At 53.9% G+C, this 15,515-nt stretch carries 10 protein-coding genes and 1 pseudogene; 6 read left to right on the top strand and 5 right to left on the bottom strand.

Going from position 1 to position 15,515, the window contains the following annotated elements; translation table 11 throughout:
- Nucleotides 1-360: 360 nt before the first annotated feature.
- From efeU to phoH, 5 genes are all read left to right on the top strand, one after another.
- A complete protein-coding gene (gene efeU / locus SERS4_RS0115690) occupies nt 361-1,206 on the top strand; it encodes an iron uptake transporter permease EfeU (RefSeq protein ID WP_017893204.1) in 846 nt (281 codons plus the stop codon).
- 18 nt (nt 1,207-1,224) lie between these two features.
- Nucleotides 1,225-2,361, top strand: a complete 1,137-nt coding sequence (gene efeO / locus SERS4_RS0115685) for an iron uptake system protein EfeO (RefSeq protein ID WP_017893203.1) — start codon at nt 1,225-1,227, stop codon at nt 2,359-2,361.
- A gap of 10 nt (nt 2,362-2,371) precedes the next feature.
- Nucleotides 2,372-3,664, top strand: coding sequence for an iron uptake transporter deferrochelatase/peroxidase subunit (gene efeB, locus SERS4_RS0115680; protein ID WP_017893202.1), 1,293 nt, complete (start codon nt 2,372-2,374; stop codon nt 3,662-3,664).
- A 212-nt stretch (nt 3,665-3,876) separates the two neighbouring features.
- Nucleotides 3,877-6,024, top strand: a complete 2,148-nt coding sequence (gene pqqU / locus SERS4_RS0115675; RefSeq protein WP_012145648.1) for a TonB-dependent receptor PqqU — start codon at nt 3,877-3,879, stop codon at nt 6,022-6,024.
- A gap of 684 nt (nt 6,025-6,708) precedes the next feature.
- A complete protein-coding gene (gene phoH / locus SERS4_RS0115670; protein ID WP_004945903.1) occupies nt 6,709-7,494 on the top strand; it encodes a phosphate starvation-inducible protein PhoH in 786 nt (261 codons plus the stop codon).
- A gap of 74 nt (nt 7,495-7,568) precedes the next feature.
- Here phoH and SERS4_RS0115665 read toward each other — a convergent pair whose 3' ends face one another.
- The 3 genes and pseudogenes from SERS4_RS0115665 to SERS4_RS25805 all read right to left on the bottom strand — a co-directional run bounded on the left by SERS4_RS0115665 (nt 7,569) and on the right by SERS4_RS25805 (nt 11,347).
- Nucleotides 7,569-8,438: a DmsC/YnfH family molybdoenzyme membrane anchor subunit gene (locus SERS4_RS0115665; RefSeq protein ID WP_017893201.1), complete on the bottom strand. Its 870-nt coding sequence runs from the start codon at nt 8,436-8,438 to the stop codon at nt 7,569-7,571.
- A gap of 5 nt (nt 8,439-8,443) precedes the next feature.
- A complete protein-coding gene (locus tag SERS4_RS0115660) occupies nt 8,444-8,998 on the bottom strand; it encodes a 4Fe-4S dicluster domain-containing protein (protein WP_026142421.1) in 555 nt (184 codons plus the stop codon).
- Between the two features lie 2 nt (nt 8,999-9,000).
- A pseudogene (locus SERS4_RS25805) lies at nt 9,001-11,347 on the bottom strand (molybdopterin-dependent oxidoreductase).
- A 419-nt stretch (nt 11,348-11,766) separates the two neighbouring features.
- Here SERS4_RS25805 and lpxO point away from each other — a divergent pair.
- Nucleotides 11,767-12,669 (top strand): lipid A hydroxylase LpxO, encoded by a 903-nt coding sequence (gene lpxO / locus SERS4_RS0115650; RefSeq protein WP_026142420.1) that lies wholly within the window; start codon nt 11,767-11,769, stop codon nt 12,667-12,669.
- Nucleotides 12,670-12,719: 50 nt separating this feature from the next.
- Here lpxO and chaA read toward each other — a convergent pair whose 3' ends face one another.
- On the bottom strand, nt 12,720-13,820 hold the full coding sequence (gene chaA, locus SERS4_RS0115645; protein ID WP_012145643.1) for a sodium-potassium/proton antiporter ChaA: 1,101 nt from the start codon (nt 13,818-13,820) through the stop codon (nt 12,720-12,722).
- Nucleotides 13,821-14,134: 314 nt separating this feature from the next.
- Nucleotides 14,135-14,953, bottom strand: coding sequence for a siderophore-interacting protein (locus tag SERS4_RS0115640; RefSeq protein WP_017893198.1), 819 nt, complete (start codon nt 14,951-14,953; stop codon nt 14,135-14,137).
- Nucleotides 14,954-15,515 lie beyond the last annotated feature (562 nt).

Genomic DNA, 15,515 nt, shown 5'->3' with positions numbered 1-15,515 from the left:
AATGCGCCCTTTATAAAGTTGTTTATTAGTCCGAGATACTCGGGCCTAGCGCACCGAGGGGCGCTCCGGCGGGCAAGCCGCTACGACCCCTTCGGCACGCTCTCCCTAATAATTGGCTTTGTCCGTAGTCTGAGGGCGCTTAATGCGCCCTTTGTCATTTTCTATTCCGCGGTTTTCTGTCATCTGCTTGAAACACCTGGCGACATTTGATTAGAAAAAATCACCCTTGCGGCTCTTGTATTTCTTCCAGCCAGAATGATAATCACTATCGTTGTGTTTTACTTTTCTTTACATTGGCGTTGCCGCTATTTCTGGCGTGCGGGCGCTTCGCAGCAGATGCCTTTTTAGGGGTTATTAATTATGTTTGTTCCCTTCCTTATCATGTTCCGTGAGGGGCTGGAGGCGGCGTTGATCGTCAGCCTGATTGCCAGTTACCTGAAACGCACGCAGCGCGGTCAATGGTTAGGCGTGGTATGGATAGGGGTGATTGTTGCCGCTGCCCTGTGCCTGGCGCTCGGCATTTTCATCAATGAAACCACCGGCGAATTCCCGCAGAAGCAACAAGAGCTGTTTGAAGGCATTGTTGCGGTGGTGGCGGTGCTGATCCTCACTTATATGGTGTTCTGGATGCGCAAAGTATCCAAGTCGGTCAAGGTGCATCTGGAAGGCGCTATCGATAACGCACTCAGCTCCGGTAAAGGCCAGGGCTGGGCGCTGGTGGCGATGGTGTTTTTTGCCGTGGCCCGCGAAGGTCTGGAATCGGTGTTTTTCCTGCTGGCAGCCTTCCAGCAGGACGTTGGCATTGCGGCGCCTATCGGTGCGGTGCTCGGCCTGGTGGCGGCCATCGTGCTGGGCATGATGATCTACTGGGGCGGGGTAAAGTTGCACCTGGCCAAGTTCTTCAAGTGGACCAGCCTGTTTATCCTGTTCGTGGCCGCCGGTCTGGCGGCCGGGGCGATCCGCGCCTTCCACGAGGCCGGGTTGTGGAACCACTTCCAGGATATCGCGTTCGACTTCAGTAACCATCTGTCGACCCATTCGCTGTTTGGCACCCTGCTCGAAGGCATCTTCGGCTATCAGGAAGCGCCAACGGTAAGCGAAGTGGCGGTCTATTTCCTGTATCTGATCCCAACGCTGATTTTCTTTTTCCTGCCGCAGCGTGCGGAACCGTCAGCGGTTTCGGCGCAACGTAAAATCAATCATTAATTTAAATAGGGAATCTGTATGTCTACTCCATTATTCCGCCGCAAGGCGTTGCACGCAGCATTACTGGCTCTGCCGGCGTTCGCGCTAAGCATCAACGCTCAGGCGGCGGACGTGCCGCAGGTGAAAATTACCGTTAACGACAAACAGTGTGAGCCGATGCAGTTGACGGTAGCGGCCGGTAAAACCCAGTTTGTGGTGCACAACACCAGCCAGAAAAACGTCGAATGGGAAATCCTCAAAGGGGTGATGGTGGTGGAAGAGCGTGAGAATATCGCGCCGGGCTTCACCCAGAAGATGACCGCCAACCTGGAGGCGGGTGAATACGACATGACCTGCGGACTGCTCAGCAATCCGAAGGGCAAGCTGACCGTGACCGCTGCCGCAGGCGCCACCACCGACGGTAAACCGAATGCGATGGATCTGGTCGGGCCGATTGCCGAATACAAGGTTTATGTGACCAAAGAAGTGGAAGGCCTGGTTAAACAGACCAAGCTGTTCACCGATGCGGTGAAAGCCGGCAACGTGGCCGAGGCGCGTAAACTCTATGCACCGACCCGCCAGCACTACGAGCGCATTGAACCGATCGCCGAACTGTTCTCCGACCTGGACGGCAGCATCGACGCCCGTGAAGACGATTACGAGAAGAAAGCGGAAGATCCGAAGTTCACCGGTTTCCACCGCCTGGAAAAAGCGCTGTTTGCCGATAACACCACCAAAGACATGAGCAAATACGCTGACCAACTGTACAACGACACCGTCGAGCTGCAAAAACGCGTCACCGATTTGACCTTCCCTCCGAGCAAAGTTGTCGGCGGGGCGGCCGGTCTGATCGAAGAAGTCGCGGCGAGCAAAATCAGCGGTGAAGAAGACCGTTACAGCCGTACCGACCTGTGGGACTTCCAGGCTAACGTCGACGGCGCGCAGAAAATCGTTAACCTGCTGCGTCCGCTGCTGGTCAAGGCCAACAAACCGCTGCTGGACAAGATCGACGCCAACTTTAAAACCGTTGATACCATTTTGGCGAAGTACAAAACCAAAGACGGCTATGAGTCTTACGAGAAGTTAACTGATGCCGATCGCAATGCCATGAAAGGGCCAATCACCACTCTGGCGGAAGACCTTTCACAACTGCGTGGCGTTCTGGGTCTGGATTGAGGCAAGCATAATGAGTAACAAGATCGGCCCGGAAAACGGGCCGCATCCACAGGACGCGGCGTCACCGTCGCGCCGTCGTTTGTTGCAGGGGTTGGGGCTGGGCGTGCTGGCGCTGGGCGGCAGCCGTCTGACCCAGGCGGCGGATAAAACCGCCGATCCGCTGGCGGTACCGCAGGACGAACGTTGGCAGAAGCAACCGTTCTATGGCGTGCATCAGGCCGGGATCCTCACGCCGCAGCAGGCCGCGATGATGCTGGTCGCGTTCGACGTGCTGGCGAGTAACAAGCAGGATTTAGAGCGTTTGTTCCGGTTGCTGACCACCCGTATTGCCTTCCTGACTACCGGCGGCAGGGCACCGGAGGTGGATCCCAAACTGCCACCACTTGATTCGGGCATCATGGGGCCGGAGATTTATCCGGATAACCTGACGATCACCGTGTCGGTCGGTACCTCGTTATTTGACGAACGTTTTGGTCTGCAGGCGCAAAAACCGCTGCGGCTGCAGAAAATGACGCGCTTCCCGAACGACTCGCTGGACGCCAGCCTGTGCCACGGGGATTTGGTGCTGCAGATTTGCGCCAATACCAATGAAACGGTGATCCACGCGCTGCGCGACATTATCAAGCATTCGCCGGATCTGCTCAGCGTGCGCTGGAAGCGGGAAGGGTTTATTTCTGCCCATGCAGCGCGTAGCAAAGGCAAGGAAACACCGATCAACCTGCTGGGCTTTAAGGATGGCACTGCCAACCCGAAAACCAGCGACAAACCCTTGATGGATCAGGTGGTGTGGACAGCAGACAACGCCGGGGAACCGGCATGGGCGGTGGGTGGCAGCTATCAGGCCGCGCGTATTATCCGTTTCCATGTGGAATTCTGGGATCGCACGCCGTTGCAGGAACAGCAAACCATCTTTGGTCGCGACAAGCACAGCGGTGCGCCACTTGGCATGAAGCATGAGCACGACGAGCCGGACTACGCGCAAGATCCCGAGGGCAAAATGATCCCGATGGACGCGCATATTCGCCTGGCCAACCCGCGCACGCCGCAAACCCAGAGCAACTTACTGCTGCGCCGTGGTTACAGCTATTCAATTGGCGTGTCCAATTCCGGCCAGTTGGAGATGGGGTTGCTGTTTGTTTGTTATCAGGCCGATCTGGAAAAAGGCTTCCTGACGGTGCAAAAACGCCTGAACGGCGAAGCGCTGGAAGAGTATGTCAAACCGATCGGCGGCGGCTATTTCTTTGCGCTGCCGGGGGTAAAAGACGCCAATGATTACCTGGGCAGCGGCCTGTTGAAAGCGTAACTCACCTCTTACAAGGCGGGGGATCCCCGCCTGAATTTTGCAGCCATTCACGACGAACCGCCGTTAATTAAAATCAATAGTGACCTTGCGCAATTGGGGGACCGGGCTTTAATTAGGCTAACTATTTTCATTTTTTGTTAAAAGCATTAACATGCTGGCCATAACGTTCCAAATGGTTCATACCCTTCGATCCCTTTAACGGCATTTTCCTGATGAAAAGCACTCATAAAAACCGGTTGGCAGTTTCAGCGCTGGTTATTCCAGCCCTACTGCCTGTTTCTGCCAGCTTTGCGCAGGACAAGGATAGCGAACAGACCATGGTGGTCACGGCCAAACGCAGCGGTCTTTCTGAACTCTCAACCCCGGCTGCCGTCAGCGTGGTCACGGGCGATCAAATCCGTGAGGCGAGGCCGCAGATCAACCTGTCGGAAAGCCTGGGCAGCGTGCCGGGTCTGCAAATTCAGAACCGCCAGAACTATGCGCAGGATTTGCAGCTCTCGGTGCGTGGTTTCGGCGCGCGCTCAATGTATGGCGTGCGCGGCGTGCGTATCTATGTCGATGGCATTCCGGCCACCATGCCGGATGGGCAGGGGCAGACCTCGAATATTGACCTTAACTCGGTCGAGAAGGTGGAAGTGTTACGTGGCCCGTTTTCCGCGCTCTACGGTAACGCCTCCGGCGGCATGGTGAATGTGGAAACCGAAACCGGCCAACAGCCGCCCCGCATTGAGGCCGGTTCGTACTTCGGCAGCTACGGCACCTGGCGCTATGGCGTCAAGGCCACCGGGGCAACCGGTGACGGTACCCACGCCGGTGATGTCAACTACACCATTTCCGGCACCCGTTTCACCACTCAGGGGTTCCGTGACCACAGTGGCGCGCGGAAAAATCTTGGTAATGCCAAGCTCGGTGTTCGCATCGACGATGTCAGTACGCTCACGCTGCTGTTCAACAGTGTTGATATCAACGCCAACGATCCGGGCGGCCTGACGAATGCCGAATGGCACGATAATCCGCGCCAGGCACCGCGAGCCGATCAGTACAATACGCGCAAAACCACGTCACAAACTCAGGCCGGGTTGCACTACCAGCGTGAGATGGGCGTTGATGACGATCTCAGCATCATGATGTATGCCGGTGAGCGTGAAACCACTCAGTACCAGTCGATCCCGGTCGCGGTACAGCAGCGCAGTGCGCAGCATCCGGGCGGGGTGATTGATCTGACGCGCCATTATCAGGGGATTGATACCCGCTGGACGCACCGTGGCGAGCTGGGCGTGCCATATACCCTGACCGGCGGGCTGGATTATGAAACCATGACCGAGCAGCGTAAAGGGTATGAAAACTTTACTCAGGTCAACGGCGTCACCGAGCTTGGCACCGAGGGAGCGCTGCGCCGTAACGAACGCAACCTGATGTGGAATGTGGATCCTTACCTGCAAACCTCATGGCAGTTGACGCAACAGCTGACGCTGGATGTTGGTATGCGTTACAGCACCGTTAATTTCGACTCTAACGATCACTACGTTACCGGTGCCAATGGCGATGACAGCGGCAGCGCCAGTTACCATCAGTGGCTGCCTGCCGGATCCCTCAACTATGCGGTGATGAGCGGCTGGAACCTGTATCTTTCCGCCGGTCGCGGTTTTGAGACGCCGACCATTAACGAACTGTCTTACCGTTCAGGCGATCAGGCCGGGCTGAACTTCGGCCTGAATCCCTCGACCAGCGACACGGTGGAGCTGGGTAGTAAAACCCGCATTGGCAATGGCCTGCTGACCGCCGCCGTTTTCCAGACTGACACCCGCAACGAAATCGTGGTGGATGAAAGCAGCAACGGCCGCACCAGTTACAAAAACGCCGGGCAGACCCGCAGGCGTGGTCTGGAGCTGGCGCTGGATCAGCAATTCGCTTATGACTGGCGGGTACAGCTGGCCTGGACGCTGCTGGATGCACGCTATCGCGATGATGTGTGCGGCGACAGCCAGTGTTCGGCGACCAACATGGTGCCCAGTGGCAACCGCATGCCGGGCATTGCGCGCAATATGGGCTATGCCTCGCTTGCCTGGTCACCGCCGGAAGGTTGGTATGCCGGCGCAGAGGTACGCTATATGAGTGATATTGAAGTTAACGATGCCAACACGGAGCAGGCCCCGGCTTATACCACCGTTGGTTTGAATACTGGCTACCGCTATCCGCTGGGTAATTGGATGCTTAACGTTTTCGGCCGGGTAGATAATCTGTTTGACCGACAATATGTAGGGTCGGTGATCGTTAATGAAGGTAATGGCCGTTACTACGAACCGGCACCGGGCAGAAACTGGGGCGGCGGATTGAGCGTCTCTTATACCTTCGAGTAACTTCAGGACTTGCCTGTCGGCGTAATCATTCAGCATCAGGGCGGGAGCTTTCCCGCCTTTTTTATTTATAAATTTCGGCGGATTGACAGGTTCTGAGTTGGATGAAATTTAATCGGGAAACCAAAATGTCATCGACGCCATTTAATGGTAACTATTTGATATTATGCATGTTAAAAATTTTATTGAATGACGTAATCGGCGTGATATAGTGTTCTTGCGCCGCGTGAAAACAAAAAAGATTAAAATTTTTTACATTTTAGTAACGCGGCAGGGTTGAATGTCATTATACTGTAATCATCTGGCGGTAGTTTTCACAAGGTGCACAGCTCGAAGCTGTAAATAACACTGCGGGGATCGCTAATGGTAAAGTCCTTGGTTGGGCTAGAAAGAAAAAATAACAGACCTTCCCTGATTTCTCGTTGTAACGAGGGCATTCGCTCCGACTCTCTTTTCCTGGCTACTCCGCACTCTCGTCATCACAAATTCTTGTCACTTTTTAATCTGGTTTTAATTACGCAATCGCGTTATCCCGTGAAACATCGGTGTGCCGTCACGCCCGCCGTATATTCACTTTTTCAATTGGCTATTGTTGGCTCGAAAGGAAGCCGAAACCTAATCTGTGTGTGAAACATAATCGCGCGGCCAGGCCGTTGCGGTAGGTGAAACAAACTGTAAGGTGCCACTATGAGACAAAAAGCAGTGATCAAAGCACGTCGTGAAGCGAAACGCGTTATTCGTCGTGACGCTCGTAGTCATCGCCAGCTTGAAGAAGAGTCCGTAACCTCGCTGGTACAAATGGGTGGTGTTGAGTCTATCGGCATGGCACGTGACAAGCGCGATAGCTCTCCCATAGAGGCACGAACCGAAGCTCAGGGTCATTACTTAATCGCCATAGATAAGAAGCAGTTGATTTTTGCCACCGGTGAAGCCGGCTGCGGCAAAACTTTCATCAGCGCTGCGAAAGCGGCAGAAGCCCTTATACATAAAGAAGTGGATCGGATTATCGTTACTCGTCCGGTTCTGCAGGCGGATGAAGACCTCGGTTTCTTACCCGGGGATATTTCTGAGAAGTTCGCCCCTTATTTCCGTCCGGTGTATGACATTCTGGTGCGCCGTTTAGGATCGTCCTTTATGCAATACTGCCTGCGTCCGGAAATCGGCAAGGTAGAGATCGCGCCTTTCGCCTACATGCGCGGGCGTACCTTCGAAAATGCGGTCGTTATCCTGGATGAAGCCCAGAACGTAACCGCCAGCCAGATGAAGATGTTCCTGACCCGTTTGGGTGAGAACGTAACGGTAATCGTTAATGGTGACGTCACCCAATGCGACTTGCCACGCGGCGTGAAGTCCGGCCTCAGCGATGCGATGGAACGCTTCGAGGAGGATGAAATGATCGGCATCATCCGCTTTGACAAACAAGACTGCGTCCGCTCCGCCCTGTGCCAGCGTACGCTCAACGCCTACAGTTAAAACCTGCCTGCTAATTGAAGGCCGCCGCTTCGGCGGCCTTTTTACTGCGCTGGAGATGGGGCCGACCGATCATCTCAAAACCAAGGATACTGGCCCATCACGCCAGAGTAAAATAGCATCCGGCCACTCACCGAGGCGCAAAGCAGGGCCAGCATCAGCACGCTGGCGGTTCCTGCTGACAACACCGGTCGGCGATAAAGATAGGTCGCCAGCCCGGTCGCGATAATCAACCCGGCAAAAATCAGCCAGACCATCAGGCCTGAGCCAAAGATGGCGATGGCACTGGCCAACATTTTACCCTGTTCACTAAAGCCTGCGCTGTACCCCAGGATCACCGCCAACATCAGTGCCACCGCCAGCAAAATGCCGCCCGGCAGTTGGGTGGGAAGCTGTCGTTGATGCTCATCCAGCGTGGCATTGAAGACACTGATCCTCAGGCCCAAAGTAGCAAAACCCAACAGCAGCGCCGTGGTAATAAAGCTGAGATGGGTGATGGGCGAGTGCCACAGCGGGTGGCTGCTCATCTGGTAATAAACCTGTGCCGAAACCAAAATGGCAGCCAGCCCGGCAAGGGAAGCCAGCAGGCTAACGCCGCGGATTAAGGCATGGCTACGGTTAAAGCGAAACAGGATGGCCGCCCAGCTAAACACCACCGCATTGAGCAAGAAGAAAGCGACGACTTCCCGGCTTAACCAGGAATGACCGATACCCAAAATGGCGCGGTAGGCACCGGTTGGCGAGCCCAGATGCAATAGCGACAGCATCGAACCGAGAATATTGACGGTTAGAATAACCACCGCCATGTTGCGCAGGGCATTAAAGCGTTTTTCTTCCGTCAGCCATATCGGCTGGGCGAGGATTAGTATTGTGATGGCCACAATCGTGCCCACCGCCCACTGACAAAATACGGTAAAAAAGACCAGGGGAAGTTCATATTCAGACATGGCATCTATTCCTTATCACCGGCGGGAATAATCACGATATTGGGATGGCTGATTTGATGGTTCGGCAGTGAGTAACGGGTTTCGATGCGCGTTAAGTCAGCGGAGTACTGCACGCGCAGCACGTCTATATCACCAAACTGCAGCACTCCGGCCGGGCAGGACTCGACACAACGGGGTTGCAACCCCTCATCCAGCCGGTCGGCACACAGGTTGCACTTGCTGGTTTTCCCTTCGACCGGGTCAAATACCGGCGCATTGTAGGGACAAGCCATAATGCACATCCGGCAACCAATGCATTTGTCGTGATCCTGCACCACGATGCCGTCCGGGCGTTTACTGTAGGTATCGGCCGGGCAGACTTTCATACACTGCGGATCGTCACAGTGATTGCAGGACATCGAGATAAACGCCATTGCGTTAGGATCGTCAAAGCTAAATTCCCTGACCCGGCGCCACAGCACGCCCGCCGGGGTGGCATTTTCGGATTTGCAGGCCATTGAGCAGGTTTTACAGCCGTAACAGCCACGCATATCAACCAAGAATCCATATTGTCTGACCATGATTACGCCTCCGCCCGAACGTCAACCAGGGTGCTGTTACAACAATGGCCGGTGCCCAGAACCTCCACATGATCGTTAGTCACATGGCTGCTGCTGCCTCCTTGCTGTTCCCACCAACCGTTATCCAGACACACCACGCCGCGTTTGATTTGGCGGGTCACCACTGCCAATGCCCGGTGTTCGCCACGGTGATTGAAAGCAATGGCCCATGCGCCATTCTGGATATTGCGGCTGGCGGCATCATCCGGGTGGATCATGATATTGGGCTGATTGCGCTGCACCTCGAGGATCCATTCATTCATGCCGTGGCTGGAATGAATGCTGCGGGCCAGCTTGCGCTGCACGGCCATTAACGGATATTTTCTCGCCAGTTCAGGAGATCCTTTGGGCGATTCTTTAACCTGCATATAGGTGACAATCGGCGGGAAGTCCTTCTTCTGCCAGGCTTCAATAAACAGGTGGGCTTTTTTAGTCGGCGTGCGGAAGATGCCATCTTTGAACGGGATCCACGGCACAGGAACCGGCTTGACTGGCCCCTGGCGCAGTTGTTCAATCGTGATGCCGGTACCGGCCAGGCAGTTTTCGATATAGTGCTCAATCGGTTGATTAAACACTTCGCCAAAGCCGAAACGTTCGGCCAGCCGGGCAAAAATCCAGTAATCCGCTTTTGCTTCGCCCACCGGTTCTACCGCTTTTTCCATCAGTTGCACGTAATGGCTGCGAACGCCGGCCATCAGGCTGAGATCTTCAAAGATGGTGGTCACCGGCAGCACCAGATCTGCATACAAGGCGGTGGAGCTCATCAGGTTATCGGCCACCACCACAAAGGGCACTTTCTTCAATGCCTTCTTGACCATATTGGTATTGGGTAGCTGGGTCAGGGCCCCCAGAGTCATAATCCACCAGAAATTAATTGGGTGAGGGCGATCGTTGACGATCCATTCACCGGTTTTGGACACCGGTTTTGGACACCGGTATCGGCGAGATTTTTTCTACCTTGGGTGCCGCCGGCACTGGCGGATTGAACTTCATCATCTGTCTTGCGCCGCCGGCATCACAGACACCGCCACCGGCTTTGCCCATATTACCGGTCAGCAGCGCCAGATAGAACTGGCTGGCGGCCACATAGGTGCCAAACTCGGTGCGCTGAGCGCCGGACATATTCTGTACGATCATTGAAGGCTTATTGCTGGCATATTCCCGCGACAGCCGCAGCAGGGTAGCCGGTGGAACATCAGTCTCCGCCGCTACTTTCTCAGGGTTCCAGGGGGCGGCTTGCTGGCGGATCAATTCAAACACCGTGCTAAAAGCGGCATCAGCAGGCAGTTCTGCCTGCGTCAGTGCCGCAACAATGGCGGGCGTATCGTGACGCACCAGGCGCCGGCTCAGGATGTCGTAGACCAGATAGCTTTCTTGATCCTGTGGGTTTTCCCTAAGTTGTTTTTGCTGGGTATCGACCAGATAAACCGCCCCGGAATGTTGACGCAGAAAGTCGGCATCATAGCGCCGCTCATCGATAATGATTTTAATCATCCCCAGCGCCAACGCGGTGTCCGTGCCTGGAACAATCGGGATCCATTCATCGGCTTTGGCTGCAGTTTCGTTAAATCGAGGATCGATCACTATCAGGCGTGCCCCCCGATTCTGCGCCTTAATATATTCTTTAAAGTAGGCCTGCATGGTCACCGCCGGGTTATTGCCCCAGCACAGGATATAGCGGCTATCGCTAATGGTGTCGCGCATATCCGCATAGCGCAGGCCAAGCATCGGTATCATGGCGGCGGTGACCGCAGAGCAACACAAAGATCCACTGCGTTTGGTGGCACCGCCGAGGTAATCAAAAAAGGCCTTGGCCATATCGTTTTTAATCGAATCCATATTGCCTGCGTGAGTTGAAATCAGCAGGCCTTTATTCCCGTGACTGGCAATGGTATTACGGATATTTAGCTCAATCAGATCCAATGCTTCATCCCAGGATATGGGTTTGAATTTTCCTTCGCCCTTTTCCCCGTCCCGCAGCAAAGGTGTTTTAACCCGCAGTGGGTGATACACCCATTTGGTTCGGCTAATACCGCGCAAGCAGCACTTGACGTTAAAGCCTTTGCTGGCCTCTATTTTCTTGAGTTCACCCTGATAGACATAAGCCGTTAAGTTGCAGTGCAAACACTCCATCGCGCAGGTTGACCTATAGGTTTGGTAGTCGGCGAGTTTAAGCCGCACTCGGGGTAAGGGTTTGCCATTGTCCAGGGCCATGGAAAATATGCAGGGTGAGATGCTGGCCAAGCCAATAACTCCCAGTCCTTTTAACAAGGTTCTGCGATTCAATCTGATATCTGATATGTTTTTCATGATGTTTCCCGCACGTATTATTTGTTTTTATTATTGTTCGTGGTGTTGTTATTTATTTTAAATAACACCCTGAGTTAAACATGGGGGGATTATGATGCACTGATCGAAATCAAATTATTAATTTATTGTTTTACCGTGACTTACACGTTCCACTTATAGCTTAACGGCAAAGTTAATTTTCGTTTATTGCCTTTGGCAGACCGCTCTGGTTGGCCTGGTTGGACAGCGCTGAACCGTCAATTTCCGCTTGTTTACCTCTTGTGTAAATTATTGTGGTTTTTTGTATAGATTTTAGTTGGGTTAGCGTTAATGCTTAGTGGTGTTCCAGACGGGCGAAGGGGTTCATCCGCCAAAAGGAAATATCTGGGAGTATGCCGGGTTGGCGTACTGGGCATTGGGATTTTCAAAGCGGTTCAATCATGAAATATATTATTTTATTGCTATTTATTTTGTGCGTTGTGTATGTCCATTACCGTGGCAGGGTGCGTTACACCTTCTGGCGGCAACTTTCCGATCATTCGACCTTCACTGCGCCATTGAACGTTTTTATGTATTTATTCTCACGCGTGCCGACTACCCCTTATTTGCCGCCGGAGCAATTTCCAGAACTGCAGGTGCTGCGGGAGAATTGGCAAACCATTCGCGATGAAGGGCAGCAGCTGATGGCGATCCAGCAGATCAAAGCCTCGGATCAATTTAATGACGCCGGATTCAATTCGTTTTTCAAAACCGGCTGGAAGCGCTTTTATTTAAAATGGTATGAAGACAGCCACCCGTCGGCGATGAGCCTGTGTCCGCAGACCACGGCTTTGTTACGGAGCCTGCCTTCGGTCAAGGCGGCGATGTTTGCCGAACTGCCGGACGGCAGCCGCCTGCCGCGCCACCGCGACCCTTACGCCGGTTCGCTGCGTTATCACCTGGGGCTGATTACCCCGAATGACGACCGCTGCTTTATCGAAGTGGATGGCGAGCGTTATAGCTGGCGTGATGGTGAGGGGGTGATGTTTGACGAGACCTATCTGCATTTCGCCGAAAACCAAAGTGGGCAAAACCGACTGATCCTGTTTTGTGATATCGAAAGGCCGATGCGTTTCCGCTGGGCGCAGGGCATCAACTACTGGTTGGGGCGTAACCTGATGAGCGCGGCTACCGCACCCAATGAAGAGGGCGATCGCACCGGTGGCGTCAACAAGCTGTTCAAGTACATTTATGCGGTGCGTAAAGTGGGCAAGCGGCTGAAGGCGTGGAACCGTACCGGGTATTACATCATTAAATGGATTTTGTTTGGTGGGATTGCGGCGGGCATTTTCTTCGCGATTTAAACTTTCGCGCTATAAAGGCGATGGGCGCCAACAGGGCGCCCATCGGTTAATCAGGCAAAGATAGTCATCATATAGGCGGCGAACAGTGCCAGGTGCGCAGTCCCGTTCAGCACGTTGGTTCTGCCGGTGGAGAACGAAAGCTGGCACAGCAGCAACACCGTCAGCATTACCACGATATGTGGCGTCTGCAAACCGAAGATCAACGTCTGACCGGTCAGCGTGGCGATGACGGTGACCGCCGGTACCGTCAGGGAAATGGTCGCCAGCACCGAGCCGAAGAACAGGTTCATGGCGCGCTGTACCTGATTATTCAATACCGCACGCAGTGCCCCCAGACCTTCAGGCGACAGGATCAGCAGAGCGACCAGGAAGCCGGTAAATTGCGCCGGGGCATTTACCTTGGTCAACAAACCTTCCAGCGGATTGGCGTTAAACTTGGTTACCGCGATCACCGCAACCAGATGCACGATCAGCCAAACAGCATGCCAGGCACTGCTGTGCGAGGAAGGCTTGCCATGGTGCGGATCGCCATCGTCATCTTCGTGCTCATAGACGAACAGGCTCTGGTGAGTTTTGGTCTGGATCACCAGGAACACGCCGTACATGGCGGCAGATATCACCGAAACCAGCAGTGCCTGACCGGTAGTGAAGTTACCGCCGGGCAGCGCACTCGGGAACACCAGCACAATCACCGCCAGCGGGAAAATCGCCATCAGATACTGTTTTATGCCGCCCAGGTTTACGTACTGGGTAGCGAATTTACGGCCGCCAAGCAGCAGCGCAACGCCGACCAGCCCCGCGCTGACAATCATAATGATCGAGTAAAGCGTATCGCGCATCAGTGCCGGCGCGGCGTCGCCGGTGGCCATCAGCGCTGAAATCAGGCTGACTTCCAGGATCACCACCGACAGGCTGAGGATCAGCGAGCCATAGGGTTCACCCAGGCGGTGGGCCAGAACGTCGGCGTGGCGCACTACGCTGAAAGCACTGCTGAGAATACCGATCAAGGCAACGATGTTAATGCCGACGATCAGCGGAAAGTTGCTGGTAGTGCCCCACAGATTCAGCACCACCAGGGCGGCGATAGGGAGCAACAGGGAATACTCAGTGTGGCGGGATTTGGATCGGCCAGGATCGTTTTGCGACTTCATTTTGATGGTACTCCTTCTCAAACAGCGTGGTCCCGTCATCGCTGACTGCCGTTAAAGGCAACTCTGCGCATCCAGAATGTAATTATATTTAATAATAATAGGATACACCCGGTGGTGCGTGCCGGGGAATGATGTGATGTTGTTTTACTTGCAAAAGCAAATGCTTGCAATATGTGACTAGGTTAACAAAAAAACCGCACGGGATGCGGTTTTCTTTACTTTCTTTTACGCAGTAACATGAAATTACTTCATTAACGGCACATAAATTGCAGTTTGAGCGTGTATGACACCGTTAATAAAGGAAAAAATCCACATCAGTCATCAATATTGTCCATAATTTCATGCCGTTTATTATGATAACCCTCTTCGTTTAACCCCTCACGCCAGTAAGGTACGGCATAAAGCCGATTACGCTCACATTGACGATCGCGGCGCAGGAAGCGGCGCAGTTCAACCACCAGACGATCTTCACCGGCCAGCCAGTATTGGGTCGCGGCCTGTGGCTGCGGCAAGGCGCAAAACTGGGTGATCAGCTCGGCGGTTTTCTCGGTGCCGCCAATAATCCAGCTTAGCTCAAGGCCTGCAGGTTTTTTCAGCTCGATCACGTCGGCCGAGCTATCTACACGGATAAAGGCATTGCCTTCGCTGTGTGCCGGTAGCCCTTCCAGCAAAGCCGCCAATGCGGGTAAGGAAGAAGGATCGCCGGCCAGGCAGTAGAAATCGGCCTCAGGCAGCATGGGTTTCGGGCCACCGGGGTTACTGATGCCAATTTTATCGCCGGCTTTTGCCGCGCGCGCAAAGTCAACGGCCGGGCCGCTGTGATCATGAATGGCGAATTCAATGTCGACCTCTGCCAGTTCTGGACGCACCGCACGGATGGAATAGGTGCGAACAATGGGGCGTACTGCGTCAGCCGCCCAGCGCGGGCCATTTTCGGTCAGTGTCGGCAGATCCGGCTGTGTCTGGCCTGCAAGCGGCAGGAAAACCTTAATGTGTGCGGCGGCGGCGTTGGCCGGGTAATAGCGCAGGTCCGGCGCGGTGAAGGTGATACGACGCAGGTGCGGGGTAATATCGCGAATGGCACTGACTGCAATCAGGTAGGGTGCGCGTGAGCGTGTGGCTTCGGTGGTCACGGGTTTCTCCTTATGTTCGTTTGGCGCAGAGTATATCACGCCATTTGATAATGAGAATTGTTTGCTGATGAGGCTGGTGACAACGGCAGCTGCGCAAAAGCAGGCATTCTTTCCGAAGGGATAACCTAATTGGGAGGCATCATCTGGTTATGCTTAGGTGTGGCATTTTACCTTTTGATATTATTGCTGCTGAGTACAAATACTTTTTCACTTTAAATCCCGCGTGAAACTTGATTGCTCCACGAGAAAAGAATAAGGTCATTATTATCGCGGAAAGGGTTATAGAATTAATAAAATTCCGCAGCTAATAAATATACCCTATAGCTTTCAAGTTGCAGCTAGGCGACCAGCTCGCTCATCCCCAGGCGCTTACAAAAGTTAAGTAACTGGGGTGAGCGACAAATCTGTCGGGAACAGATTTGAACGCTGCTTGCAGCGGCCCTGAAAGGGCAAGGCCCATGGATGGGCCTTGTAAGCAGATAACAACGCTGCAACTTGAAAGATGACGGGTATAAGATGAACAGTGGCTAGGGAGTATGAGCAATCTTATTCCCGGGAGGTT

The organism is Serratia sp. S4 (genome assembly GCF_000347995.1).
GTDB lineage: Bacteria > Pseudomonadota > Gammaproteobacteria > Enterobacterales > Enterobacteriaceae > Serratia > Serratia quinivorans.
Note: the sequence above shows the minus strand (reverse complement) of the source record. Positions and strands in the feature narration are given on the sequence as shown.

What these genes read in the sequence shown, in the direction of transcription:
- pqqU (WP_012145648.1), top strand. Translation starts at nt 3,877, where the DNA reads ATGAAAAGCACTCATAAAAACCGGTTGGCAGTTTCAGCGCTGGTTATT.
- chaA (WP_012145643.1), bottom strand. Translation starts at nt 13,820, where the DNA reads ATGAAGTCGCAAAACGATCCTGGCCGATCCAAATCCCGCCACACTGAG.
- efeB (WP_017893202.1), top strand. Translation starts at nt 2,372, where the DNA reads ATGAGTAACAAGATCGGCCCGGAAAACGGGCCGCATCCACAGGACGCG.
- lpxO (WP_026142420.1), top strand. Translation starts at nt 11,767, where the DNA reads ATGAAATATATTATTTTATTGCTATTTATTTTGTGCGTTGTGTATGTC.
- efeU (WP_017893204.1), top strand. Translation starts at nt 361, where the DNA reads ATGTTTGTTCCCTTCCTTATCATGTTCCGTGAGGGGCTGGAGGCGGCG.
- SERS4_RS0115660 (WP_026142421.1), bottom strand. Translation starts at nt 8,998, where the DNA reads ATGGTCAGACAATATGGATTCTTGGTTGATATGCGTGGCTGTTACGGC.
- SERS4_RS0115665 (WP_017893201.1), bottom strand. Translation starts at nt 8,438, where the DNA reads ATGTCTGAATATGAACTTCCCCTGGTCTTTTTTACCGTATTTTGTCAG.
- phoH (WP_004945903.1), top strand. Translation starts at nt 6,709, where the DNA reads ATGAGACAAAAAGCAGTGATCAAAGCACGTCGTGAAGCGAAACGCGTT.
- efeO (WP_017893203.1), top strand. Translation starts at nt 1,225, where the DNA reads ATGTCTACTCCATTATTCCGCCGCAAGGCGTTGCACGCAGCATTACTG.